The organism is Amycolatopsis dendrobii, assembly GCF_014145675.1.
GTDB lineage: Bacteria > Actinomycetota > Actinomycetes > Mycobacteriales > Pseudonocardiaceae > Amycolatopsis > Amycolatopsis dendrobii.
In genome coordinates, this window is sequence record NZ_JACGZW010000003.1 from 271,661 (window position 1) to 296,360 (window position 24,700).

Below are 24,700 nucleotides of genomic sequence, written 5' to 3' on the forward strand. Positions count from 1 at the left end.
GCCGGTTCGGGCCCAGTGACGGCGTTCCGCTCCGGCGAACCCGGAGCACCGAGCGAGCCGCAGCCGCGAAGACGCTCGCCAAACCGAACACCGCAGCACCTCAGACCAGCCATCACCGCAACCGCCGCAGCACGCACATCCCAGGAGGGCGCACGTTGAACGCTACGCAGACCGGGATCCTCGCCGGGCTGATTCTCGGCCTGGCCGCCACGCAAGGGTTCACCGCTTTCCTGGTGACCTTCGCGGTCGGCATCATCGGGCTCGTGGTCGGCCGGGTCCTCGACGGCGAACTCGACCTCGGCGACCTGTTCGGGAAGGGCCGAGACAAGTGACCGGGGCGGTCGAGGCAGGGCCGTCCCGCAGCGACCTTCCGGAGGCCGCCGAGCGCGGTTCGCTGACCATCGCGCACGCCGTGGTGCGCAAGGTCGCGCAGCACGCCGCCGACCAGGTGCCGGGAACGATGCGCACCGAGCGCCGCGTCGCGGGGGTCAGCACCGGGATGACCGGCACGTCCGCGAAAGTTGGCGGCTCGGACAACGACGTCGAGCTGTCGCTCGATCTCGCGTTGCGTTATCCGGCACCGGTGCGGGAAGTGACCGGGCAGGTGCGCGCGAAAGTCGTCGAAGAGGTCGAACGCATCACCTCCTATCACGTGCGTTCAGTCGCGGTGACGGTCACCGCGCTGCTGCCGGACGTGCCGCCGAGGGTGCGATGATGCGCATCCTCGTCCGTCTTCTGTCCACACTGCTCGGCCTGGCCGTCGCGGCCGGCGGCGCGTTGCTGGCACTCGAGGTCGGGTGGGCCTGGTGGCAGCCCGGCAAGGAACCGCTGCTCGTGCCGTGGCATCGGTGGAAAACCGCGATCGCCGAGCTGGACTGGACCAGCACGCCGGTGCGGATCACCGCGGGAATCGCCGTGCTCGCCGGGCTTGTGCTCCTGTTGCTGGCACTCGGTGCGGGCGACCGCGCGGTACGGATGACCGATCCCGCTGACGGCATCACGGTGAACACCTCGCCGCGCGCGCTCGCGCGGCTGGTCGGGCTGGCGGTGCGCGCGGAGGACAACGTGCGCGGCGCGTCCGTGACGGCCAGTTCCCGTCGGGTCCGCGTGCGCGCGACAAGCCGGCTGGAAAACGAGGAACAATTGCGGCCGCGGCTGCTGGAAACTGTCGCGGGGGTGCTGGACGACCTCCCGCTGCAGCGTCGTCCGAAGGTGTCCGTGGTCGTCGACTCCCCGAAGGACCGGTGATGAGCGCTTCCGCGGCGCGTCGCGCGCAAGGCCGTTCGTACGGTGCCGAGCGCACGCTGACCTCCTTGGTCGGCGTGCTCGGGGTGCTGGCTGGTGCCGGTGCGCTGGTGGTCGGCATGGGGTGGCTCGGGCAGTTCCGCGGGCACCGGCCGGTGCTCGACCCGATCGCGGTCGGCTGGCTCGGCGACCACGCGCTGTACGCGCGGATCGGTGCGGTGGTGCTCGGGGTGCTGCTGCTCGTGTTCGGACTGTGGTGGTTTTTCCGTTCGCTGCGCCCGGAACGCCGTCCGGACCTGAAGCTCGACGAGACGATCGGCGCGGAGCTGACCGTCACGGCCGGAGCACTGGCCGGAGCCGTGCAAACGGACGCGGAGAGCGTCGACGGGGTTACCCGGGCTCGCGTCCGGTCGGTGGGCACCGTGGCCGATCCGGCGTTGCGGATCACGCTCTGGCTGGCCGAGGGCACGGAAGTCCGGCGGGTGTGGGAAGACCTCGACGCGTACGTGCTGACCCGGGCCAGGGAGTCGCTCGGCGTCGAGACCCTGCCGACCGCGGTGCGGCTCGAACTCGACACGACCGGCCCGGCACGCGTGCGCTGATCCCGCGTTTCGCCCAGAATGCCCGCATGGCCCTCCCTGTGCAGGCACCGATCAAGCCCATGCTGGCGAAGCCGGCGAAAGCCATTCCCGATTCCGGCGGGCTGCTGTTCGAGCCGAAGTGGGACGGGTTCCGCTGCCTGGTTTTCCGGGACGGCGACGAGATCACCCTGCAGTCGCGCGCGGAGAAGCCGCTGAACCGGTATTTCCCGGAAGTCCTCGCCGCGCTGCGGGAATCCTTGCCGGAGCGCGTCGTGCTCGACGGCGAGCTGGTGGTGGCTCGCGACGGCAAGCTCGATTTCGACGCGCTGACCGAGCGCATCCACCCGGCGGACAGCCGCGTCCGACTGCTCGCCGAGCAGTCGCCCGCGCAGTTCGTGGCTTTCGACGTGCTCGCGCTGGGCGACGAGTCGTTCGCGGACGAGCCGACGTCGGCGCGCCGCGAACGGCTCGAATCCCTGCCGGGCATCGCGCTGACGCCGGCGACGACCGATCCGGAGACCGCGCGGCACTGGTTCGAGCTGTTCGAAGGAGCCGGACTGGACGGCGTGATCGGCAAGCCGCTGGACGAGCCGTATTCGCCGGGCAAGCGGGTTTTGTTCAAGTACAAGCATTCCCGCACCGCGGACTGCGTGCTGGCGGGCCTGCGCTGGCACGTGGACGGCGAACCGGGCGAGGCCGTCGGCTCGTTCCTGCTCGGCCTGTACGACGAGAACGGGCTGCTGCACCACGTCGGCGTGGTCGGTTCGTTCCCGGTCGCACGCCGCCGCGAGCTGGCGCAGGAGCTGGCCCCGTTGATCACGGACGGCGAAGGGCATCCGTGGCTGGGCGACGCGGTCCGCGAGGGCCAGCGGATCCCGGGCGGCATCACGCGTTGGCGGTCGAAGGAACAGCCGTGGGTGCCGCTGCGGCTGGAGCGCGTGGTGGAGGTCTCGTACGAGCACACGGAGGGCGGCTATCCGTCGCGCTTCCGCCACACCGCCCAGTTCGCGCGCTGGCGGCCGGACCGGGAGCCCTCGTCGTGCGGCTACTCGCAACTGGACGAGCCGGCCCGGTACGACCTGTCGGCGGTGTTCCGGGGCGAAGTCGTGCGCACCCGCTGACCGGACACGCCGCAGGACCCGCTCACTGGCTTCCCACACCAGGCGTGCCAAGCTCGTCCGAGAGTTCCGCCGAGCAGACGTGAGGACCAGCCCGTGCACCGCCGTTCCCCCAGCCGTTTCCGTACGCGCGCCCGGCTGGTGGCGGCGACGCTGGGAGTGCTCCTGCTGGCCGGCTGCACCAGCGGACCCTCCGTACGCCCGGCGGTGATCGACAACGACGGGCGCGCCACGACCGCACCGCCCCCGAGCACCGCCGCGGTGCCGTTGCCGCCGCTGGCCGAGCCCAAGAAGTCCGCCCTGCGCTGGGCCAACTGCGACGCGGACACCCGGCAGCGGATGGCCGCTCCGGCGCTGCCCGACTCGCTGCACGTCAGCTGTGCGCGCATGACGTCGCCGCTCGACGCGCCCGAGGACTCGCAGCATCTGCTCGCCCGCATCCTCGTGCTCAAGGCAGGCGACGGACCGATCCCCCTCGTGGTGGTCAACGACGTCGGCGGCGAGCCGGGCTCGCTGTACGCCGCGCGCTTGGCGACCCGGCTTCCGCCGGAGTTCCTCAAGAAGTTCTCGCTGATCGGCGTGGACCGGCGCGGCACCGGGCTGTCCGGCGGCGTGCAGTGCGTGCCGCTGGAAGTGCGTTCGGACCTGCTGGGCGCGGACCCGGCGGAGGGCGGCCTCGGCGAGGTGCTCGACGCGGCTCGCCGGGCCGGTCAGCAGTGCGCGCTCGATCTCGACACCGCGCAGACCGCGCTGGACAGCTGGCGCACCGCCGGCGACCTCGACCAGCTGCGCAAGCAACTCGGCCTTGACCGGCTCAATGCGCTGGGCCGCGGTGACGGCTCGAAGGTGCTTTCGGAGTACGCGGTGCGCTACCCGGCGCAGGTCGGCCGCATGGTGCTGGACGGCATTCCGGACCCGGGCGCCGACCGTGCGGCAGTGCTCGACGCGGTGGCCGCTGGCGCACAGGCGACGTTCGACGCCTTCTCTGCCGACTGCGCCGCTCGCAACTGTCCGATGGGCGACGCGAAGGTCGCGCTGAAGACGGTGACCGACCGGCTCCGTACGTCCCCTGTGGACACTGACGACGGCGTGACGATGAGCCCTGGCGTAGCGACCTACGCGGTGTACCAAGGGCTCGCCGACCGCTCGAACTGGCCCGCTCTCGCCGACGCGCTGAACGCCGCGAAGAACGGCGACGTCACCGCGCTGGCCGCATTCGCGAATCCGATCGTCGCGGACGTCCGCGGCCGCACGTCGCGCATCGGCGGCACCATCGCGACCCGGTGCAACGACTCGACCACCCGGCTGCCCGCCGACCAACTGGACCGCGCCGCGGCCGGAATGCGCGCGAAGTACCCGCAGTTCGGCGCAGCAGTCGCCCAGGAGCTCGCCTGGTGCGGTGCTTGGCCCGTCCGCCGCGAGGCGCTGCCTCCCGGCGGTGCGCCCGGCGCCCCGCCCATTCTGGTGGCCGCGACCGCCACCGACCCGGTCACGCCGCAGCTCGGCACCACCCGGGCCGCGGACCAGATGCCCAGCGCCGTGACTGTCACGTGGCAGGGCGTCGCGCACGGCGCGGTCGGACAGTCCTCCTGCGTCACTGCCGCCGCGCAGTCCTTCCTGATCGACGGCAAGATCCCGGACAACGGCACCCTCTGCCCGGCCTAGGGATCGGCCAGGCAGGCGAGCACGGAGCCGCTCGCGCCGTGCGGTTCGCGCAGCGCGTCTGTCAAAGGGCTCCATCTCGCCGAGACAGCGCCGCCAGCCACGCACCAGCCCGCTGATCCGGCCGAACAATCCCCGCTGAGGTCTGAGGTGGCGGAACCGGGGCTGCCCCGCCGAAGTCGTCTCGAACACCCACCCAGTATCTCGAACACCTGTTCGAGAGCGCATCACTCGGCCCAGCGGGATCCGCTCACCCACATGAGACCGGGAAGTTCACCAGGAGTGCCGAAAACCCCGCCAGCGCACCGAATCCCGCCACTCGCGGCCAGGAGCCGAGCAATGCGAGGCCGACCGTCCTAACGCGACACAGCAGGACTGGCAGCCGCCCAGGCCGCCTCGATCATCCGGAAAACCTCGTCCACGGCGGCCTCGGGATCAGCGGCCTCGCGAGCCACCGAATACGCGTCGACGACGAACCGCGCGATTGCCCGGCACGCCGTCGGAGTCCGCCCGAGACTGGGATCAGCCGCCATCGCCGCCGCGAGCGACTCCGCGTGCCGCAGCCGCATCGATTCCTCGTACTCCCGCAGCGCGGGCGACCCGTCGATCATCCGCCAGACCGGCGCGACGCTGTCCGCGGTGCAATGCCGCACCAGCGCCTGGATCTCGCCCCGCAACTCCGGGATCAACGATTCCGCCGACGCCCGCCGCTCGACCGCGCCGCGCAAGCTTTCCTCGAAGTTCGAATCCTGCTCGAAGACCAGGGCTTCCTTCGAGGCGAAATGCGAAAAGACCGTGGTCACGGCGACGTCGGCCTCGGCCGCGATGTCCCGGATGCCCACCTCGTCGTACCCGCGCTCGAGGAAAAGCCGGAGCGCGGTGTCGGCGATCTTCTGACGGGTCGCAGCCTTCTTGCGCTCGCGCCGCCCGGACGGCTCAGTCATCCGGGGATGCTATCAGCCACAAAGTCTGGCCGGTTACCAAAAGCTAACAGTTAGCTTTTGGGCGCGCCGAGGGACTACTGCCGGTATCCCTCGACCTCGCCCACCGACCGGACCGAAGCCTCGTCCGGATCGTCGTCGAACTCGACCCTGGCCCGGCGCTGCCGCAGCAGGTCCCAGCACTGGTCGAGCTCTTCTTCGGCCCGGCGCAACCGCTCCCGGTCGTCCGAGGACAGCCCGACCCCGATCGCCCGGTCGCGCAGTTCCTTCTCCTCCGCGATCAGCTCGTCGATCCGTCCCAAGATCCCGTCAGCCACATCAACCTCCAAGGAAGCATCGGACACTCACCAGGACGCTACCCCGCCGCGGGGAATTCCCCACCCGGTTCGTTCGTTGGACCGCCTATGAGCACAGTGGAACTGACCGCGGACAACTTCGACCAGACCGTAACCGACAACGAGTTCGTGCTGATCGACTTCTGGGCAAGCTGGTGCGGCCCGTGCCGCCAGTTCGCACCGGTGTTCGAGAAGGCGTCGGAAAAGCACAGCGACATCACCTTCACGAAGGTGGACACCGAGGCCGAACAGCAGCTCGCCGCGGCGTTCAACATCCGCTCGATCCCGACGCTCGCCGTGATCCGCGACAAGACCCTCATCTACGCCCAGCCCGGCGCCCTTCCGGAAGCCGCGCTGGAGGACCTCATCCGCCAGGCCCGCGAGGTCGACATGGACGAGGTGCGCAAGGCCGCCGCCGCGCAAGAAGCCGAGCAGGCCTGAACCGGCCACCACAGGCGCAATCCGGGGTAATGCGAAGGCCCGGCACCCACCAGGGTGCCGGGCCTTCGCAGCTGTTCAGGACCGGGTGACGAGCCCGCGCAGGAAGAACGCGAGGTTCGCCGGCCGCTCGGCCAGCCGTCGCATGAAGTAGCCGTACCATTCGTCGCCGCAGGGCACGTACACACGCATCGTCTCGCCTTCGCCGGCGAGCCGCTTCTGCTCCTCGGGCCGGATGCCGTACAGCATCTGGTACTCGTGGTCGCCGGACCTGCGGCCGGCGTCGGCGGCGAGCTTGCCCGCGATCGCGATCATCCGCGGGTCGTGCGAGGCCACCATCGGGTAGCCCTTGCCCGCCATCAGCACGCGCAGGCAGCGCACGTACGACTTGTCCACCTCGGACTTGTCCTGGAACGCCACCGATTCCGGCTCGGCGTAAGCGCCCTTGCACAGCCGCACGCGCGACCCGGGACCGGACAGCTCGCGGCAGTCCTGCTCGGTGCGGTGCAGGTATGCCTGCAGCACCGCGCCCACCCACGGGTACTCGGCGCGCAGCTCGCGGAGGATGCCGAGCGTCGAGTCCGTGGTGGTGTGGTCCTCCATGTCGAGCGTCACCGTCGCGCCGACCGCGTCGGCCGCCGCGCAGATCTTCCGCGCGTTCTCGAGCGCGACGCCTTCGCCGTCGCCCGGCAGGAACTGCCCGACCGCGGACAGCTTCACCGAGACGTCCGCGCCCTTGGCGAGGCCCTGTTCGGACAGCGCCGTCAGCAACTCCTCGTACGCCTGCACGGTGGCGGTGGCCTGTGCGGCGTCGGTGGTGTCTTCGCCGAGGTGGTCGATGGTGATCTTCCGGCCGTCGGCGGCCAGTTCCCGTGCGGCGCGCACGGCGTCGGCGGTAGCCGAGCCGGACACGAACCGGCGCACTACGGACCGGGTGACCGGTACCGCTTCGACGAGCGCACGCATCCGCTGCGAACGAGCGGCGGCGAGCAACGGGGCACGCAGCATGGCGGTGTCTCCTTCTCAGCCCTGGTGCGGGTAGCGCACGGAGGTCGGCGGCACGAACGTCTCCTTGATCGAGCGGGGGCTCGTCCAGCGGAGCAGGTTGAAGACCGAACCGGCCTTGTCGTTCGTGCCGGAGGCGCGCGCCCCGCCGAACGGCTGCTGGCCTACGACAGCGCCGGTCGGCTTGTCGTTGACGTAGAAGTTGCCCGCAGCGAACCGCAGCGCCTGAGACGCCTTCGCGACAGCCGTGCGGTCGTTCGCGATCACGGCGCCGGTCAGGGCGTACGAAGCGGTCTCGTCGACCAGCTTCAGCACGGAGTCGAAGTCAGCGTCTTCGTACACGTAGACCGACAGGATCGGGCCGAAGTACTCGGTGCTGAAGATCTCGTGCTTCGGGTTCGTCGACACGAGAACGGTCGGCTGCACGAAGTAGCCGACGCTGTCGTCCGCAGTGCCGCCGACGAGGATTTCGACCTCGCTGTCGTTCTTAACGCGCTCGAAGAGCGAGGCGTGCTTGTCGAAGGCGCGACGGTCGATCACTGCGCCGCCGAAGTGCGACAGGTCAGTGACGTCGCCGTAGCTGAGCGCGGCGGTCTCGGACGCAAGTCCGTCCTTCATCTGCTCCCAGACGCTGCGCGGCACGTACGCACGCGAAGCGGCGGAGCACTTCTGGCCCTGGTACTCGAAGGCACCACGGACGAGCGCGGTGCGAAGCACGTCGATGTCGGCCGACGGGTGCGCGAGCACGAAGTCCTTGCCGCCGGTCTCGCCGACGAGGCGCGGGTAGCTGCGGTAGCCGGCGATGTTCGCGCCGACAGTGCCCCACAGGTGCTGGAACGTCGCAGTGGAGCCGGTGAAGTGGATGCCCGCCAGGTCGCGGTGCGTCAGCGCGACCTCCGAGACGGCCTTGCCGTCGCCCGGCAGCAGGTTGATCACGCCCGGCGGCATGCCGGCCTCTTCGAGCAGGCGCATGGTCAGGTGCGCGGCGAAGCTCTGCGTCGGCGACGGCTTCCACAGCACGGTGTTGCCCATCAGCGCGGGCGCGGTGGGCAGGTTGCCGGCGATGGCGGTGAAGTTGAAGGGTGTGATCGCGTACACGAAGCCCTCGAGCGGACGGTGCTCCATCCGGTTCCACACACCCGGCGAGCTGACCGGCTGCTGGTCGAGGATGCTGCGGCCGAAGGCGACGTTGAAGCGCCAGAAGTCGGCGAGCTCGCACGCGGAGTCGATCTCGGCCTGCGTCGCGGTCTTCGACTGACCGAGCATGGTGGCCGCGTTCAGCGTCGCGCGCCACGGGCCGCTCAGCAGGTCAGCGGCGCGCAGCAGGATCGCCGCACGGTCGTCGTAGGACAGCGCGCGCCACTCCGGAGCGGCCTTCGCGGCGGCCGCGATCGCGTCGGTCGCGTCCTGCTTCGTGGCGCTCTGGATGGTGCCGAGGACGTGGCCGTGGTTGTGCGGCTGGACAACGTCGATCTTCTCGCCGCCGCCGGCGCGCTGCTCGCCGCCGACGGTGACCGTCAGGTCGACGGGACCGGCCTGACCCAGTTTCTTCAGCGCACCCTCCAGCTCGGCGCGCTCGGCGCTGCCCGGCGCGTACGTCAGCACCGGCTCGTTCTTCGGGGCGGGGGTCTGGGTCACGGCGTCCACGGCGGCTCCCTCGTTGGCTTACTCGTCGGTTGCCCGAAAGATAACGCTGCGCAGCGTTCAGGGGTTTGTTCAAGCGGCTAGAATCGCCCATATGGTTTTGTCCGATCGGCCTACGCGATGACGGCCGCTGAACCGTTCGCGGGCGCCTCGCTGCGGCACGTGCTCGCGACGCTCGGCGAACCCCTCGTACGGGTGCTCGTCGCGCCGCGCGGACTGGGCGTTCCGGTGCAGGACGTGGTGATCCTCGACCCCGAGGACCCGCCCGAAACGCACGCCGGCGACCTGGTCCTGGTGATCGGCGCACGGGGTCGTTCGGCGGCGGCGGCGATCCGGGCGGCCGGACGCGCCGGAGCAGCTGCGGTGGCAGTGAAGGGCGAAGGCGGCGCGGACGTCGCGGCGGACGCTGGCGTCGCGCTGCTCACCGTCGGCGCGGAGGCGCGATGGGAGCAGGTCGAGGCGCTGGCGCGAGGGGTCGTCGACGCGGCCCGAGCGGGCGGCGAAGCGGAAACCGGCGAGGTGCTCGGCGACCTGTTCGCACTGGCCCAGACGGTCGCGACGCTCACCGGCGGCCTGGTCAGCATCGAGGACACCGCGAGCCGCGTCCTGGCGTATTCAAGGGCCGGCGACGAGGTCGACGAGCTGCGGCGATTGTCGATCCTGGGTCGCGAAGGGCCGGAACGATACCTCGCGATCCTCCGCGAATGGGGCGTCTACCAGCGATTGCGGGCGGGCGAAGGAATCGTGCGCGTGGACGAACGCCCGGAGCTGGGAATCCGCCGCCGCATCGCCGCCGGGATCCACGCCGGATCGCAACCGCTTGGCACGATCTGGGTGCAGGAAGGCGCGCAGCCGCTGACCGAGCAGGCCGAGGCGGCACTGCTCGGCGCGAGCAGAACCCTTGCCCCGCAACTGATCCGCGCACGCACCCTGCCCGATCCGCAACTTCGGCTGCGCGAGGACTTGCTGGCCGGATTGCTGGAAGGACGCGTCGACGCCGAGTCGGTCGCAGACGACATCGGCGCCGATCCAGCGCGTCCAGCCCAGGTTTTGGCGTTCACGCTCTCGCGGCAGCAGTCGACCGCCGCTTCGGACCGGTTGCTGCGCAGGGCCGAATTGGTGCACCTGATCGCCGTGCACACCGCGGCCTACCGGCGAACCGCGCTCGTGAGCGTGCTCGGCGGCCGGGTTTACGCGTTGCTCCCGGATCTGCCGGAACACTCGGCTGCGCCAGTGCTGGCGTTGGCGAAGGAAATCGTTGGTGCGGCAAGGAAACACCTCGACGCACCGGTACGTGCCGCGCTCGGCGGAATTGTGCCGAGGCTGTCGGACGCAGCGTTGTCGCGTGGCGATGCCGACCGGGTGCTGATGGCGATGACGCGCGGTCATTGGCCGTCCGACGTCGCGTCGCTGGCGGACGTCCGGGCCGACGTGTTGTTGTCGGAAGTGTTGGCCTACCTGGAAGATCAGCCGCGGCTGCGCGATCCGCGGCTCGCGCAGCTGCGCGCCCACGACGCCGATCACGGCGACATCCTGATCCCCGCGGTGCTGGCGTACCTGAACGCTTTCGGCGACGTCCGCACGGCCGCGCGCTCCCTGAACATCCACCCGAACACCGTGCGCTATCGGGTGCGGCGGGCGTCGGAGGTGTCCGGGATCGACCTGGCTGATCCAGCTCAGCGGCTGCTCACCGAACTGTTGTTGCGACTGTAAATCGGATGCCGCGGGGGTTCGTGATCGCTAAGGTGCCGTCGTGGACCTCTTCTTCCGCTCCTGGAACGCCCTGCAGAACGCCGTCAAATCGCTTGAAGGCGGGCAGTGGCTCGCCCTGTCGGGCTGCACCGGCTGGCTGGTGCAGGATCTGGTGTTCCATCTGGTCATCGACGCGCAGGACATCCTGATCACGCTCGCGACCCCTGCCGAAGGCGAGCCGACGCGCACCGCCGCCGAATACTGGGAACTCGGCACCGACCTGCCGACCGGCATGGAGGCAGAAGGGCTGTTCACCCGCCGCGCGGCGGTCAGCTACGGCTCCGCCGCCGGGCTGGCGCACCACTTCGACGACCTCGCCCAGGCGGCCGGGCGTGCCGCCGCGCTCGCAGACCCGGCATCGAAGATCGAAACCCGCGACTACGTGCTGACAGTCGCGGACTATTTCGAGACCTACGTCGTCGAGGCGACGTTGCACCACCTGGACCTCGTGATGCATCTGTCCGGAGTGGACGGTCCGGACGCAGATTGCCTGGCAGCGACCCGGCGAACCGTGGAAACCGCTCTGGGTTGGCCGCTTCCGTCGTCGCTGGACGACGAAAGCGCACTTCTGGTGGCGACCGGCCGCCGTGCCGCGACTGACGAGGAGAAGGCGGCGCTGGGTTCGCTGGCGGAGAAGCTGCCGATCGTCCTGGGCTAAACCGAAAGCCGTTCCGCCGCAGCCAACTCGGCAAGCGCGGCGAACGATTCGACGCGCGCGACCGGGTCGTAAGTGCTGGTGCTGACGAGCAGCTCGTCCGCTCCCGTCGAGGCGACCAGGTCCGCGAGACGTGCGCCGACCTCGTCCGGAGTGCCGCTGATCTGCCCGGCCAACGTGTCGTCGAGACGACGGCGTTCGCGATCGGTCATCGGCAGCGCCAAAATCTCGTCCGCGGGCGAAAGCGGCGGGAACACGCCGTGGCTGCGCGAGTACACAGTGGACCAAGCCTCGGGCACCAGCAGCCGTCTGGCCTCCTCCGCGGTGTCCGCCACCGCGACCGCTGTCGACACGACGACACAGGGGTCGTCCACATCGGACCGGAAAGTGTCGCGGTACCGCGAAATCGCCTCGACCATCGCACGCTGACCATGCGCGGGAGCGATCACGAGCGGCAAGCCCAGCCGAGCGGCGAGATCCGCACCCGCACCAGTCGCGAGCAAGAACACCGGCACCGGCAGGCCTTCGGCCGGAATCGCGTGCACACCGTCGTGCTCGCCGCGGAAGAACGCGAGAAGCTCGCGAACCTGCTCGTCGAAGCCGTCGGCCGCGTCCTTGCCCTGCCCGAGCGCCCGCCGCACCGGCTCGATGAACCCGACCGAACGCCCGATCCCGAGATCGATCCGCCCGGGGAACAACGACTCCAGGATCCCGAACTGCTCAGCCACCACGAGCGGACGGTGATTGGGCAGCATCACGCCGCCGGACCCGACCCGGATGCGCGATGTCGCGGAGGCAACGGCTGACGCGAGAACCGCAGGCGACGACCCGGCGACCCCAGGCACGCCGTGGTGTTCGGAAACCCAGAACCGGTGGTAGCCGAGCGCTTCGATGTCACGCGCGAACGCGACAGTGTCCCGGATCGCCTGCGCGGTCCCCCGCCCTCGCCGCACGGGCGACCGGTCCAGCACGGAAATCGGAACGTCCACGCTCACGCCAACGCCGGCCGCGCAGTGCGAATTCCCCGCCCCAGCGACCGTCCGCGAGGGCCGCCCTCGCGGATCCTGATTCCCTCACGGCACTGAAACCGCAGCCAGCGCACCCGACGATCAGGGCCTCCACCGCTCGCTGTAATCCGGATGATCCGCGTACGGCAACGCCAGCAACCGCAACGTCAAGCACCAATTCGATCCGGCCTCGTCCGCGGGCACATGACAGGTCTCACACCAATACTCGCTGCCGTACAGCGGGAACCCAGGCACCTTCTCCGACACCGTAGTCCGATGCGCGAGCATGATCCGCCGCGTCGCCTCGATCTCGTTGATCATCTGGTTGACCACGTCGAGTTCGAGGTCGCCGAGGGAGCGGACCCGCTCCTCGAGCCCGACCTTGGCCTCGCCGCGAGTGAGCGGCTCGCCGGCCTTGCCTTTCTGCACCGCCTGCATGATCAGCGCCTGCCGCTGTCCGACGCGCGCGGCCAGGAACGCGATCAGGTCGTCCACGACGTCTCCCTCCTCCGGTCCCGGCTCCCCTCCGGCCCCGGCAATAGTCGCACCTCGACCCCGGCGCGTTACCGCCCAGCGGCACGCCCCATCGTAATCGACCTCGGAAAAATCAGTGCGACCTGCGGAAACATTCGTGAAATTCGCCGCGATGTTGATCACCGAGAGTGAACACGCCCGGCGATCGGACGATCACGCCTGGTCGGATCGGGCCTTGCTCGGCTGCACCCGCTTCGGTTCGCCGGGCATTTTCGGATAGTCCGGCGGGTACGGCAGTTCCGCGCCGCCGAGGTCGCGGTCGTCGCGCTCGTACCACTCCAGCAGCGTCTCCAGGCCGAACGCCTTCTCGTCCATCGGCGCGTGCAGGTCGCCGTGCTCGGCGAGGAAGCCGGGGACGGTCAGGACGTCGAAGTCGTCCGGGTCGACGTCGGCGAGCAAGTCCCAGGTCAACGGGGTCGACACGGTCGCGCGCGGGGTGCCGCGCACCGACCACGAGGAGGCGACCGTCCGGTCCCGGGCCGCCTGGTTGTAGTCGAGGAAGACGCGGCCGCCGCGTTCCTCCTTCCACCAGGAGACCGTCGCCTTGTCCGGGATCCGCCGTTCGACCTCGCGGCCGAGCGCGATCACCGCGTGCCGCACCGCGATGAAGTCCCATTCCGGGCGGATCCGCACGAGGACGTGCACGCCGCGGCCGCCGGAGGTCTTCGGGTAGCCGGCGAGCCCGGCGTCGGCGAGCACCTCGCGGACGACGCCGGCGACCTCGACCGCGTCGGCGAATCCGGCGCGCTCCGGCGGGTCGACGTCGATCCGCAGTTCGTCCGGATGGTCCAGGTCCGGGCGGCGGACCGGCCACGGGTGGAAGTCGAAGGTGCCGAGGTTGGCCGCCCAGGCGAACACCGCGGGTTCGGTCGGGCAGACCTCGTCGGCGGTGCGGCCGGACGGGAAGGTGATCCGCGCGGTCTCGAGCCAGTCCGGCGCGCCCTTGGGCACGCGCTTGGCGTAGAACCATTCGCCGGTGACGCCGTCGACGTAGCGTTTCAGCGTGGTCGGCCGCTCGCCGATCGCGCGCAGCAACGGGTCGGCCACGGCGAGGTAGTACTCGACCACCTGCCGCTTGGTGATGCCGCGTTCGGGGAAATAGACCTTGTCCGGGCTCGACACCCGGACGGTGCGCTCCCCCACCTGGTACTCGACCGGATCGCCGTTTTTGGCCATGCGGCCACCGTAGCCGCGAGTGCCGTACCGTGGCGGGGTGTCCGGGAGAACCAAGCTGATCGCCGCCCTGGTCGTGCTAGCTCTTCTCGGCGCCGCCGCGCTGTGGCTGCCGATCCCGGGACCGGCGCAGTTGCGTGCCTGGGCCGCGGCGACCGGATCGATGACTCCGCTGGTGCTCCTCGTGGCGTACTCGTTGCTCACCGTCGCGCCGATCCCGCGCACAGTGTTCAACCTGGCCGCCGGTTTGCTCGTCGGCAGCGTCGCGGGGGTGGTCATCGCCTTGGCGGCCACCACGATCGCCGCCGGACTGGCGTACGGGCTGGCCCGGCTGCTCGGCCGCGACTTGATCCTGCGGCACCTGCACCGCGCGCCGGTGCGGGCCGTCAACGACCGGCTCTCCGACGGTGGCGTGCTCGCCATCACCTCGCTGCGGTTGATCCCGGTCGTCCCGTTTTCGGCGATGAACTACCTGTGCGGCGTTTCGTCCGTGAAACTCGTTCCGTACCTTGCCGGAACGGCGCTCGGGAGCGTCCCCGGAACTATCGCGGTGGTCGTTTTCGCGGACGCGCTGACCGGCGACACGCCGCCCGCTTTGCTGGCTTGCTACGCGGTCTTCGCCGCGCTCGGCGCGGCAGGATTGGTGCGGGTGCTGCGGAAGCGCGTCCCAGCCGCCGAGCCGGAGGCGCCTGTGCCGTCGGCACCGGCTGGCTGACGGCGGGCAGGTACTTCCGACCGCTACACTCGTTCGGGTGCGCGAGGGGTATCCGCGCTGCGCACGACCACGATCACGGGACTTTCGTCAGGAGCGGGCGTCATCGACACCGGGCAGCTGATCGCGGGGCACTACCGCCTCGTCGAGCACATTGGTAGCGGTGCCATGGGCGTGGTGTGGCGTGCCGTGGACGTGCGCCTGGAGCGGTCGGTGGCGATCAAGCAGATCCTGCCGCAGCCGGGCGTCTCCGAGGCCGAACGCGACAACATGCGCCAGCGCGCGATGCGCGAGGCGAAGAACGCGGCCCGGTTCCAGCACCCCAACGCGATCGTCGTGTTCGACGTCGCCGAGCACGGCGGCGACCCGTGCCTGGTGATGGAGTACCTCAACGGCCCGAGCCTGTCCGCGGTGCTCTCCGAACAGGGCACCCTGCCAGTCGGCCAGGTCGCGCGGATCGGCGAGCAGGTCGCCGCGGCGCTCGTGGCCGCGCACCGCGCCGGGATCGTGCACCGGGACGTCAAGCCAGGCAACATCCTCATCGACGAAACCGGTACCGCGAAGATCACCGACTTCGGCATCTCCCGTGCGGCCGGCGACATGACACTCACCCAGACCGGCCTCATCGGCGGCACCCCGGCGTACCTCGCCCCCGAACTGGCCCGCGGTGCCGACCCGGTGCCCAGCTCGGACGTCTTCGCCCTCGGCGCGACGCTATACCAGGCGATCGAGGGACAGACCCCGTACGGCAACACCACGAACCAGCTCGCCCTGCTCTACGCGGCGGCGAACGGCCAGGTCAACCCGCCGACGCAGGCCGGTCCGGCGACCGCGTTGCTGATGAGCCTGCTGCGCAGCGAAGCTTCCGAGCGGCCGAGCATGGCCGAGGCGCGGGAGCGGCTGGCCGCGTTGGCGACTGGGGAGCCGGCTGCGCCGCAGCAGTTGCTTTCGGGGAATCGCGGTCCGGGGAGCAACGGGTCTCGTCCGCCGTGGGCGCGTACGGCTGCTCCGGCGGCGGCTGCTGCTGCGGCGCCGAAGGCTCCGTCGAACCCGCCTCGGACGCCGACTGCGGCATTCATGCCGATGGGCGCGCCTTCGCGTCCTGCTCCCCCGGCGAACACGCCGCCGCGTCCGCAGCCCGCGGTGCGGCCGACGCCTACTGCCGCAGCGCCGAATTATTCCGGTGCTGGGTCGGGGGATCGGGTTTCGCCTGCTGCGGCGCGGAAGAAGAAGATGGCGTTCCTCGCTGGCGGGGCCGTGGCGGTTGTCGCGGTGGCGTTGGTGGTGTTTTTGGTTTTGAGCAGCAGCCGGGACAAGGGCGGGCCTTCGTCGAACGCGCAGACGCCGGGCGGCCAGTCGGCTGCGAGCCAGACCGCTCCGCCCAGCAGTGCGCCCAGTAGCTCCGCCAGCCCTGCGGGTCTCGGCAAAACCCCGTCGGAAGGCAAGATCACCGACTACGGTGCGGCCGGCCACTTTCTCACCGACAGCTATTATCCGGACCCCGGCCAAGGCTGGAACTTGCTGACGCCCGCGGCGCAAGCAGTGTACGGCTCTCAAGAGGCTTACGCGGCCTATTGGGCGGACGACAGCCACAAGGTTCAGGGGTACCGGAGCGCTCGCGCTCTGGGCTCCCCCAACCCCGACGGCTCGCTGGATCTGACGATGGAACTCAACGGCGTTCGCCGTCCCTACCACATCGTGATCCTTGGCGGGCAGATGCGCATCGACAGCAACACAAAGGTTGATGCTCCGGCCTCGGGCACCTAGCGAGTTCCTTCGCGCAGTGACACTCGCCGCAGAGGTGGGTCCGGCAGGCCGAATAGCCTACCGTTGAGGCATGGCCGAGAACGGAGCTCTGCCGCCGGGCTGGAATCCTCGGTTCCACGAGGATCTGGTCGGGCTGGATCCGTACGACCCGGAGGCCCGTGCGTTCGCCGCCCATCTCGACCGGATGGAGCGCACCGGGCCGACTTTCACCGTCGAGGCGTGCCTGGACCAGGTCGCCGACTTCGCCGATTCCAGCACCCGCACCGGCGGGCTCCGCTACTGGGTGTCCGCGCTGGTCGTGGTGCTGATCGTGCTCGGGCTGCTGGTCACCGCCTGGGACATCGCGCTGCACACGGTCGCTTTTCTCTCCAGGTAACGTGGGAAGGGTGAAAGGTATGAAACCCGTCGTCGGCACCACTCCGCGCGTGGTGAAGTCCGACCAGGAATGGCGGGAGCAGCTTGCCCCCGAGGAGTACGCGGTGCTCCGGCAAGCCGGCACCGAACGGCCGTTCACCGGCGAGTACACCGACACCAAGACCACCGGCGTGTACGAGTGCCGGGCTTGCGGCGCGGAGCTGTTCCGCAGCGACACGAAGTTCGAAAGCCACTGCGGCTGGCCGTCGTTCTACGACCCGGCGGACTCCGACGCGGTGCTGCTGCGCGAGGACCGCACCATGGGCATGCGGCGCATCGAGGTGCTGTGCGCCTCGTGCCACAGCCACCTCGGGCACGTGTTCGAGGGCGAGGGCTACGCGACCCCGACCGACCAGCGGTACTGCATCAACTCGATTTCCCTGAAGCTCGTCGAGGACGCCGGCGACTGACGCCGAGGTCCGCTGAAACCGCCCTTCCCGTCTCCGGGGAGGGCGGTTTTTCGTCCGGCGGCAACCCCGCGCAGGCGGGTAACGTGGTTTGTTCATCCGGAGGGGGACCGTGATGGACTGGACGATCGAACGCGCGATGCCGGCCGCGCTGATCCTGGTGCTGGCGCTGGCCTGCTGGTGGCTCGGACGGCGGACCGCCGCCCGGCTGAACCGGGGCAGGCATCCTGAGACCCGGCTGACGTCCGCGGCGCAGGTCGCGTTGCTGACCAACGGACCGATCCGCGTCGCCGAAACGACGGTCGCCTCGATGCTGGAACGGGAACAGTTGCGCGCGGACTCCGTGGGGCGGCTGTACCGCACGCCGACCGCACCGTCGGACGCGCTGAGCAGGGAAGCTGCCGAGCTGACCGGCACGGGAGTCGGGGTCGCGACGGTGCTGCGCGGGCTCGTCGAGGGCGACACGGTCCGCGAGCTGATCGACGACCTCACCAAACGCGGTTTGCTGGTTGACGGCCAGGCGCTGCGGAGAGCATGGAAGTGGACCGCGATCGAGGAAGCGGTGCTGGCGGCAGCCGGCGTGGCGGCGTTCGTCGGCGGGCTGAACGGCTATGTGCTGATTTCGGTTCTGCTGCCCGCGTGGTTCGCGTTCGCCGCGCTGTCCCGTCGCCGGGCGGCCCGGCGGATCCGGCCGACCGACGCCGGCCGCACCGCAGCCGAAGCGGCGTGGCCGGACCAGAGCCTGATCAGCGGCCTGACCGGGAGCGTCGCGGTCGGCGGGCTGTCGAATCATCCGGATCGCGAACTGCGGATCGCTCTGCTCCGCGGGCTCCCGGCGACCAGGCGGACGGGGGTGGCCATCGCGGGAGCGGCGGGCGGGTTCGCCGGACCGGCGGGGTACTGGGCCGCCGGGACGGGCTGCGGATCTGGCTGCGGAGGCGGAGCGGGCTGCGGCTCCGGATGCGGCGGGTCGGGGTGTGGATCCGGTTGCGGAGGCGGTTGCGGCGGCGGATGCGGCGGCGGGAACAGCTGAGCCGGGAACGAACCGGACATCACGTGCGTCAGTTCTGCCGACAGCCTCCGGCGACCGGCCGGTTAGGGTTCCGGCAACGCTGATACGAGGGGGAAGCCGTGGACGAACCGTGGGGCATTTCCGGCCCGCAATTCCTGCTGATCTTCGGTCTGGCGCTGGCCGTCGTCCTGCTGGTGCAGATCAGCTGGCCGTCGATCGCGCGGTCCCGGCGACGGAGCGCGCCCGCGACCGTCGAGGCGCCGCTGCAGCCGGACGTCTACCAGCTCGCGTACCTGGCCGGCGGCTCGGACCGCACGGTGGACACCGCGATCGCGACGCTGCTGGAACAGGAGCTGCTGCGGGTGAGCAGCAAGGGCAAGCTGAGCGCGATCGGCAAGCGACCGGCTCGCAAGAGGCTGGAACGCGCGGTGCACGACGCCGCACAGGGCGGAACGGCGACTGTCGCCATGGTGCGCAAGTCGCCGATGGTCCAGCCGGAGGTGGAGAAGATCCGCCAGGACCTCGAACGACGCGGACTGCTCGTCGCCGGCGACGGGCTGGACGGCTTTCGCGCCGGCATCGTGGCCGGGTACGCCGCGTTGCTGCTGATCGGCATCGTCCGCGCGGTCAACGGCGCGCAGCTCGACCGGCCGATCGGCGGGCTGATCGGGCTGCTCGTCGTGGCCGGGACCCTGACGCTGATCGCTTACGGGGTCCGCAAGGGCTCGCAGACCTCGCGCCCGACCGACGCGGGCCACGCGATCGTGGTGCGTGCCCGCGAAGACGCGAAAGCTGCCGAGGAACGGCCTGAGGAGTTCGCTGCGACGAACCGAAGCGGCAACGGAACGTTGCTCGTCGGTGCGGCGGCAGTGGTCGCGCTCGGCGGTATCGCGCTGTACCCGGACGAGGAAATGAGCACGGCTTTGATCAGCGGCGGCAGCAGCTGGACCGGGGGTGGCGGGTCGAGCGGCGGGTCGTCCTGCAGCAGCGGTGGTTCCTCGTGCAGCAGCGGGTCTTCGTGCGGCGGAGGCAGCAGTTGCGGCGGTGGAGGCGGCTGCGGCGGGTAGCCGCGGCGAGGCGCACGGCCCGCCCGCGGGCCGAGGAGGGAGACGTCGTGCACGAGCCGTGGGGGATCTCAGGCCCGCAGTTCCTGGCGATCTACGGATCTGCGCTGGCCTTGACGCTGGTGGTGCAACTGGGCTGGCCGCTGCTGCGCAAGGCGCCTGCGGACGTGCACCGTCCGCTCGACGTCTATCAGCTCGCTTACCTCGCGGGCGGTCACCACCGCACCGTCGATACGGCGATCGCGGCGCTGCTGGAGCGTGGGCTGCTGCGGGTCGACAGCCGGGGCCAGCTCACCGCCGTCTCCAGAACGCCGACCGAACCGGTTGAGCAGGCTGTCCACGCGGCCGTGCGCAATCGGACCCAGACAGCCGCGACGCTGCGCGCTAAGGAGACATGTTCCGTACCGGTACGGAACATCAGGAACGAACTGCGCGAGCGCGGCCTGGTCACCTTCGCCTCCGCCGGCTTCGCTACGGGAGTTGTTCTGGTCTACGCCGCCCTGTTCGTGGTCGGTCTGGTGCGCTCGGCGAACGGCTCCGCGCTGCATCGGCCGACTGCGGGGTTGAACGTGCTGCTGGCGGTCACGGCGATTCTTACGGTCCTGGCGGTGACCAGCCGAAAGCGGCCGAAGGCCCGTCTGACCAAGGCCGGCCGCGGGATGGTCGTCGCGGTGCGGACGGATCCGGCGGCACAGCGGGCACAGTCCGGTGCGCTGCTGGTCGGCGCTGCTTCGCTGGTCGCGCTGGGCGGGTTCGCACAGTACCCGGACCATGCGACAAGCTTGGCGTTGAGGAGCGGCGCGGGAACGTCGTCCGGCGGCGGCTCGTCGTGCGGTGGTGGCGGTGGATGCGGAGGCGGAGGTGGATGCGGTGGCTGACCGGCTGGGAATCGGCATCGGCTGGCGACCGGAACTCGACCTGTCGATCGCGCGGCTGCCGGGTGTCGACTGGGTCGAGGTGGTCGCGGAGAACCTGCACGCCCCGCACCTGCCGGAAAGCCTGCTGGCGCTGAAGGATCGCGGGATGCCGGTGCTGCCGCACGCGGTGTCGCTGTCGCTGGGCGGGGCCGAGCCGCTGGACACCGCGCGCGTGGAGCATCTGGCCGAACTGGCGCGGGCCCTCGACGCGCCGCTGGCCAGCGACCACGTGTGCTTCGTCCGCGCGGGCGGGCTCGACTCCGGGCACCTGATGCCGCTGCCGCGCTCGCGCGAGGCGCTGGACGTGCTGGTGGACAACGTCCGGCTCGCACAGTCCATTGTGGACGTACCGTTGGCGCTGGAGAACATCGCCGCGCTGCTGGAATGGCCGGAAAACGAGCTGAGCGAGGAACAATTCCTCACCGAGCTGACCGAACGGACCGGCTGTCTGCTGATCGTCGACGTCGCGAACCTGTACGCCAACGCGCGCAACGTGGGCACCGATCCGGCGGCGTTCCTGGACGGGATTCCGTGGGAACGGCTCGCGTACGTGCACATGGCGGGCGGTGTCGAACGCGACGGGGTTTATCACGACACGCACGCGCATCCGGTGCTGCCGGAGGTGCTGGAGTTGCTCGCCGAACTGCGCCGGCGCACGGATCCGCCGGGCGTTCTCTTGGAGCGCGACGACGACTACCCCACCGATTCCGAACTCGCTGCCGAACTGGTCGCACTGCGGACCGCGGTGACGCTGTGAGCCGGGAAGAACTGGCAGCTCGGCAAGCTGCGCTGCTGGACAGCCTGTTGACCGGGGCCGAGGCACCGTCCGGCTTCGATGCCTCGCGGTTGCGCATCGAGGCGGACGTCCTGCTCGCCAAGCGACGGCGACTGGTCGCATACCTGCGGCCGGACCTGCCTGAGGCGCTGGGCCCGCGGTATCGGCCGCTTTTCGACACGTACGCGGCGGAGCGGCCCAAGACGACTTCGATCCGGGCGCGCGAGTATGCCGACGCCTTCGCGGAGTGGCTCATCGCCCGCGGTGACCTGCCTAAACCTCGGCGCAGGTGGTTTCGGCGCTGAGCCCGTCCGGTTTTTGTCGGTGGTGCTGACTACGCTGACGACATGTCTGGTTACGGCGGTGTTATCCGATCTCTGCCGAGCCGGGAGGGAGGAAACCTGTCGTGAACGGATTCTGGGCCGCGTTGAGCCCGATGCTGCTCGTCTACGTGGCCACCGCCGCGGGTTTGGCGAGCATTTTGGCCACCGGCAAGGACAAGCTGGCCACCCAGGCGTCCGCGCCGGAGCCGGCCGCCGTGCCGCGCGATGTCTACGACGTCGCATACCTGGCTGGCGGGCGTCCTCGGCTGGTCGAGGCTGCGATCGCGACGCTGCTCGCGCGCGGCCAGCTGCGAGTCGGGTCGCTGGGCGAGATCGTCGCCGCGGGCCCGCCACCTGCGTCGCCGCCGCTTGAGCAGGCTGTGCACCAGGCGGCCGGACGCGGTCGCCTCGCATCGTGGGTCGCGCGTTCGTCGGTGCTCAAGCCGGTGATCCGGACGCTCGAAACCGATCTCGTGCAACGGCGGCTGGTCAGCCGGCGCAGGCCATTGACCGGTCTCGGGTACACGTTGACGGCGGTCGCCCTGGTCGTGCTGGCGGCCGGGGTGGGACGGCTGGTCTACGACGTGGGCGAGTCTCATCTGAACGCCATGGTGCTGCTTGTCTTCGGCGAGGTCGTATTGACGCTGTGGCTCTGTCTCGTCGGCAGTCAGCGGATCACCAAGACGTTCGCCGAGCGGAAGGTCAGTTCGCTGCCGCCGACGACTGCGGGTGCGACGGTCCTCGCGCGGGCCCAACAGCAGGCTGGCGCGGGTGGTAGTGCGGGACCTGCCGAGCTGGTCGCGTTGGGCGGTCTGGCGGCTTATCCGGACAAGCGGGTGACGGGAGGGCTTATGCCGATTTAGCCGCGAGCTGGCGCTGCTCACGGGACTGTGGCGGCATCCGCGCGAGGTCCGATGCGGCGCACCCGTACTGGCAGTGCCCACGCGAAACCGACACGGCACCCGCGAGACCGACCGCGCTCGCCTCAACGGCGAGTCCGCCTCGAGACCGACGCGGCGCTCCTCAGCTGACCGCATCCACCGGACGGGCGCAGCGGCAGCCACGCAACCGGCGCGGCCACCGACGAAGCTGACGACGCTGAGACCGGCAGCACCTACGAGACCGGCTGAGGCACGACCGGCGACCACACTGCCGTGTCCGCGCCGGGCCGGTGCGACGGGTGGTCCCAGTGCGGCGGCGCGCCCGGCAGTTCTCCGGCCATCCGCACCCGGGTCATCCGGCCGAAGTCGCTGTCGACCGTCTCCAGTACGTCCGCGTAGTCCGCTTCGGACGGTTTCGGGTCCTTGCGGCCCAAGGAATCGAGCCACCGTCCGGTGCCGGCCAGGGACAAGCGGGCGTGCCAGGTGCCACCGTCGGTGGCGGTGCGGCGGATGGCCGTCATGATGGCGGCGGCGGTCAGCCAGCCGGTGGCGTGGTCGAGGGCTTGCGCGGGCAGCGGTGCCGGAGCGTCGGTGGCGTACTCCTCGGCGATGCCCGACGACATCTGCACGAGGCTGTCGAAGCCGCGGCGACGGGCCCACGGGCCGGTCCAGCCGTACGCGGACACGTCGGCGGTCACGAGGCCGGGGCGCAGTTCGGCGAGCTCGTCCGGGCCGAAGCCGATTCGGGCGAGTGCGCCGGGGCGGAAGGTCTGGAGGAGGACGTCCGCGCGGGCGATGAGCTTCTTCAGCTTCGCGCGGCCGCCTTCGGTGTCGAGCGCGACGAACGCGGAACGCTTGCCCTGGCCGGTGTCCATGGTCAGGACCGGGATCCGCGGCAGGTGCGCGGCGCCGACGTGCAGCACGTTCGCGCCGTGTGCGGCCAGCACGCGGCCTGCGACGGGTCCGGCGAGCACGTGCGTCAGTTCCAGCACGCGGACGCCGCCCATCGGGCGGTCCGAGTCGAACAGGGTGCGCTTCGGCGCGTCCCCGATGCGGTTCAGCTCGACCAGCGGCAGTTCCGCGACAGCCTGGCCCTGCGGGTGCGCCAGCCAGTCCTCGCGCGAGCGCATCAACGCCGCCGCGCCGCCCGCGGTCACCACGGCGGATTCGACCTCTGCCGTGGTCTTCCCGGCCACGGCCTTGGTCACCGCTTCGCGGGTCGCCGGGACGCCGAGCGCCCAGCAGACCGCTGCCTCGTGCCGTGAGGTGTTGCAGTGCAGCTTGATCCAGCCGTCGGCGGCGCGGTAGTCGCCCGCGATGCGGCCCCACGGGCTCGGTCCGGGCTCGCCGTCGATGCGCAGCAGGTGCTCGCTGCGGAACGCGGCGGCGGCGTGGCGGGTGTCGACCGACACCGTGCCCGGGTCGATGCCGCGCAGCCGCAGCAATTCACCGGCGGACAAGGTGGCCGCGGCGATGCTCGCGCTTGCCATGGCGGGGACCCGGAAGTGCCCGGGCAGCACGGATTCGTCGCCGGTCAAGGACACGGCGGGCAGCGGTTCCCCGGCGAGCGACTGCCAGGCTCCGGCGAGTACGTCCTGCACCGGCGGTTACGGCAGAGCCGCGACGAGCTCGGCGGGCGGCACCTTCGTTCCGGTGTAGAACGGGATCTCGACGCGCACGTGGCGACGCGCCTCGGTGTTGCGCAAGTGGCGCATCAGGTCGACGATCCGGTGCAGTTCGTCGGCCTCGAAGGCGAGGATCCACTCGTAGTCGCCGAGCGCGAACGACGCGACGGTGTTGGCGCGCACGTCCGGGTAGTCCCGCGCCTCCTTGCCGTGGTCCGCCAGCATCTTGCGGCGTTCCTCGTCGGGCAGCAAGTACCAGTCGTAGGACCGGACGAACGGGTACACGCAGATGTACTTCCGCGCCTCCTCGCCGGCCAGGAACGCGGGCACGTGGCTCTTGTTGAACTCGGCGGGCCGGTGCAGCGCGGTCTGGCTCCAGACCGGCGTGGACGCGCGGCCGAGCGGCGTGCGCCGGAACCCGGTGTAGGCGGCCTGGACCTGCTCGATCTCCTCGGCGTGCCACCAGATCATGTAGTCCGCGTCAGCCCTGAGGCCCGACACGTCGTAGACGCCCCGGACGACGACGCCCTTGGCCTCGAGCCCGTCGAGGTACTCGGCCGTCTCGCGGCCCGCGGCGCCGCGGTCCTCCCCCAACTTCCCCGGTTCGATCCGGAAGACCGACCACGTGGTGTAGCGGATCGTGTCGTTGAGTTCGTGGTAATTCAGCCGCGCCATGACTCCATCCTGGCACTTCCGGTCCGGCGATCGCCATG

Annotated in this window: 28 protein-coding genes; 19 read left to right on the forward strand and 9 right to left on the reverse strand. The window is 70.4% G+C overall.

Annotation, left to right across the window (positions count from 1 at the left end):
* Positions 1–155: 155 nt before the first annotated feature.
* The 6 genes from H4281_RS09420 to H4281_RS09445 all read left to right on the forward strand — a co-directional run bounded on the left by H4281_RS09420 (position 156) and on the right by H4281_RS09445 (position 4,609).
* A complete protein-coding gene (locus H4281_RS09420; protein ID WP_009075692.1) occupies positions 156–332 on the forward strand; it encodes a hypothetical protein in 177 nt (58 codons plus the stop codon).
* Positions 329–715 (forward strand): Asp23/Gls24 family envelope stress response protein, encoded by a 387-nt coding sequence (locus H4281_RS09425; RefSeq protein ID WP_182890490.1) that lies wholly within the window; start codon positions 329–331, stop codon positions 713–715. The genes H4281_RS09420 and H4281_RS09425 overlap by 4 nt, the downstream gene beginning before the upstream one ends.
* Positions 715–1,248: a DUF6286 domain-containing protein gene (locus tag H4281_RS09430; RefSeq protein WP_182890491.1), complete on the forward strand. Its 534-nt coding sequence runs from the start codon at positions 715–717 to the stop codon at positions 1,246–1,248. Before H4281_RS09425 ends, H4281_RS09430 begins: the two co-directional genes overlap by 1 nt.
* Positions 1,248–1,847, forward strand: coding sequence for an Asp23/Gls24 family envelope stress response protein (locus H4281_RS09435; RefSeq protein ID WP_182890492.1), 600 nt, complete (start codon positions 1,248–1,250; stop codon positions 1,845–1,847). Before H4281_RS09430 ends, H4281_RS09435 begins: the two co-directional genes overlap by 1 nt.
* A 26-nt stretch (positions 1,848–1,873) precedes the next feature.
* On the forward strand, positions 1,874–2,947 hold the full coding sequence (locus H4281_RS09440; protein ID WP_182890493.1) for an ATP-dependent DNA ligase: 1,074 nt from the start codon (positions 1,874–1,876) through the stop codon (positions 2,945–2,947).
* A gap of 93 nt (positions 2,948–3,040) precedes the next feature.
* On the forward strand, positions 3,041–4,609 hold the full coding sequence (locus tag H4281_RS09445) for an alpha/beta fold hydrolase (protein WP_182890494.1): 1,569 nt from the start codon (positions 3,041–3,043) through the stop codon (positions 4,607–4,609).
* A gap of 353 nt (positions 4,610–4,962) precedes the next feature.
* On the opposite strand, the gene H4281_RS09450 is transcribed toward H4281_RS09445, so the two are convergent.
* A complete protein-coding gene (locus tag H4281_RS09450; protein ID WP_182890495.1) occupies positions 4,963–5,550 on the reverse strand; it encodes a TetR/AcrR family transcriptional regulator in 588 nt (195 codons plus the stop codon).
* A gap of 74 nt (positions 5,551–5,624) precedes the next feature.
* Positions 5,625–5,864 (reverse strand): DUF2630 family protein, encoded by a 240-nt coding sequence (locus tag H4281_RS09455; RefSeq protein ID WP_182890496.1) that lies wholly within the window; start codon positions 5,862–5,864, stop codon positions 5,625–5,627.
* An 87-nt stretch (positions 5,865–5,951) separates the two neighbouring features.
* Here H4281_RS09455 and trxA point away from each other — a divergent pair, with 87 nt between their 5' ends.
* Complete coding sequence (trxA, locus tag H4281_RS09460; RefSeq protein WP_134666387.1) at positions 5,952–6,323, forward strand: thioredoxin; 372 nt, start codon at positions 5,952–5,954, stop codon at positions 6,321–6,323.
* 75 nt (positions 6,324–6,398) lie between these two features.
* Here the strand turns inward: trxA and H4281_RS09465 are convergent, their stop codons facing one another.
* The gene (locus tag H4281_RS09465) at positions 6,399–7,328 is read right to left on the reverse strand and encodes a proline dehydrogenase family protein (protein ID WP_182890497.1); all 930 of its coding nucleotides are present in this window, start codon (positions 7,326–7,328) and stop codon (positions 6,399–6,401) included.
* 15 nt (positions 7,329–7,343) lie between these two features.
* The gene (pruA, locus tag H4281_RS09470; protein WP_182890498.1) at positions 7,344–8,972 is read right to left on the reverse strand and encodes an L-glutamate gamma-semialdehyde dehydrogenase; all 1,629 of its coding nucleotides are present in this window, start codon (positions 8,970–8,972) and stop codon (positions 7,344–7,346) included.
* Positions 8,973–9,089: 117 nt separating this feature from the next.
* On the opposite strand from pruA, the gene H4281_RS09475 reads away from it, so the two are divergent.
* Positions 9,090–10,682 (forward strand): PucR family transcriptional regulator, encoded by a 1,593-nt coding sequence (locus H4281_RS09475; RefSeq protein ID WP_182890499.1) that lies wholly within the window; start codon positions 9,090–9,092, stop codon positions 10,680–10,682.
* Between the two features lie 40 nt (positions 10,683–10,722).
* Positions 10,723–11,379: a maleylpyruvate isomerase N-terminal domain-containing protein gene (locus H4281_RS09480; protein WP_182890500.1), complete on the forward strand. Its 657-nt coding sequence runs from the start codon at positions 10,723–10,725 to the stop codon at positions 11,377–11,379.
* Here H4281_RS09480 and H4281_RS09485 read toward each other — a convergent pair.
* From H4281_RS09485 to H4281_RS09495, 3 genes are all read right to left on the reverse strand, one after another.
* Positions 11,376–12,371, reverse strand: a complete 996-nt coding sequence (locus H4281_RS09485; RefSeq protein WP_182890501.1) for an LLM class flavin-dependent oxidoreductase — start codon at positions 12,369–12,371, stop codon at positions 11,376–11,378. The two genes, H4281_RS09480 and H4281_RS09485, sit on opposite strands and share 4 nt — an antisense overlap.
* Before the next feature lie 114 nt (positions 12,372–12,485).
* Entirely contained in the window at positions 12,486–12,878 is a 393-nt protein-coding gene (locus H4281_RS09490; RefSeq protein WP_037713305.1) for a DUF6221 family protein, read from the reverse strand.
* A 192-nt stretch (positions 12,879–13,070) separates the two neighbouring features.
* Positions 13,071–14,093 (reverse strand): DNA polymerase domain-containing protein, encoded by a 1,023-nt coding sequence (locus H4281_RS09495; RefSeq protein WP_182890502.1) that lies wholly within the window; start codon positions 14,091–14,093, stop codon positions 13,071–13,073.
* Between the two features lie 37 nt (positions 14,094–14,130).
* Here H4281_RS09495 and H4281_RS09500 point away from each other — a divergent pair, with 37 nt between their 5' ends.
* The 10 genes from H4281_RS09500 to H4281_RS09545 all read left to right on the forward strand — a co-directional run bounded on the left by H4281_RS09500 (position 14,131) and on the right by H4281_RS09545 (position 22,344).
* The gene (locus H4281_RS09500; RefSeq protein WP_182890503.1) at positions 14,131–14,805 is read left to right on the forward strand and encodes a TVP38/TMEM64 family protein; all 675 of its coding nucleotides are present in this window, start codon (positions 14,131–14,133) and stop codon (positions 14,803–14,805) included.
* A gap of 117 nt (positions 14,806–14,922) precedes the next feature.
* Positions 14,923–16,569, forward strand: a complete 1,647-nt coding sequence (locus H4281_RS09505; RefSeq protein ID WP_220507057.1) for a serine/threonine-protein kinase — start codon at positions 14,923–14,925, stop codon at positions 16,567–16,569.
* Positions 16,570–16,639: 70 nt separating this feature from the next.
* Positions 16,640–16,945: a hypothetical protein gene (locus H4281_RS09510; protein ID WP_116206679.1), complete on the forward strand. Its 306-nt coding sequence runs from the start codon at positions 16,640–16,642 to the stop codon at positions 16,943–16,945.
* 19 nt (positions 16,946–16,964) lie between these two features.
* The gene (gene msrB, locus H4281_RS09515) at positions 16,965–17,393 is read left to right on the forward strand and encodes a peptide-methionine (R)-S-oxide reductase MsrB (protein WP_182890504.1); all 429 of its coding nucleotides are present in this window, start codon (positions 16,965–16,967) and stop codon (positions 17,391–17,393) included.
* A gap of 112 nt (positions 17,394–17,505) precedes the next feature.
* The gene (locus H4281_RS09520) at positions 17,506–18,423 is read left to right on the forward strand and encodes a TIGR04222 domain-containing membrane protein (protein ID WP_182890505.1); all 918 of its coding nucleotides are present in this window, start codon (positions 17,506–17,508) and stop codon (positions 18,421–18,423) included.
* A gap of 98 nt (positions 18,424–18,521) precedes the next feature.
* Positions 18,522–19,469 carry a TIGR04222 domain-containing membrane protein gene (locus tag H4281_RS09525; RefSeq protein ID WP_182890506.1) on the forward strand — a complete coding sequence of 316 codons (948 nt, stop codon included), beginning with the start codon at positions 18,522–18,524 and terminating at the stop codon, positions 19,467–19,469.
* A 47-nt stretch (positions 19,470–19,516) separates the two neighbouring features.
* Entirely contained in the window at positions 19,517–20,344 is an 828-nt protein-coding gene (locus H4281_RS09530) for a TIGR04222 domain-containing membrane protein (protein WP_182890507.1), read from the forward strand.
* A complete protein-coding gene (locus H4281_RS09535; protein WP_182890508.1) occupies positions 20,337–21,140 on the forward strand; it encodes an MbnB/TglH/ChrH family RiPP precursor modification enzyme in 804 nt (267 codons plus the stop codon). Before H4281_RS09530 ends, H4281_RS09535 begins: the two co-directional genes overlap by 8 nt.
* Positions 21,137–21,463, forward strand: coding sequence for an SCO6045 C-terminal-like domain-containing protein (locus H4281_RS09540; RefSeq protein WP_182890509.1), 327 nt, complete (start codon positions 21,137–21,139; stop codon positions 21,461–21,463). Before H4281_RS09535 ends, H4281_RS09540 begins: the two co-directional genes overlap by 4 nt.
* Before the next feature lie 101 nt (positions 21,464–21,564).
* A complete protein-coding gene (locus H4281_RS09545) occupies positions 21,565–22,344 on the forward strand; it encodes a TIGR04222 domain-containing membrane protein (protein WP_182890510.1) in 780 nt (259 codons plus the stop codon).
* A gap of 251 nt (positions 22,345–22,595) precedes the next feature.
* Here the strand turns inward: H4281_RS09545 and H4281_RS09550 are convergent, their stop codons facing one another.
* Together H4281_RS09550 and hemQ are read right to left on the reverse strand one after the other, a co-directional pair.
* The gene (locus H4281_RS09550) at positions 22,596–23,963 is read right to left on the reverse strand and encodes a CoA transferase (protein ID WP_182890511.1); all 1,368 of its coding nucleotides are present in this window, start codon (positions 23,961–23,963) and stop codon (positions 22,596–22,598) included.
* 6 nt (positions 23,964–23,969) lie between these two features.
* A complete protein-coding gene (gene hemQ, locus H4281_RS09555) occupies positions 23,970–24,662 on the reverse strand; it encodes a hydrogen peroxide-dependent heme synthase (RefSeq protein WP_182890512.1) in 693 nt (230 codons plus the stop codon).
* Between the last annotated feature and the right edge of the window lie 38 nt (positions 24,663–24,700).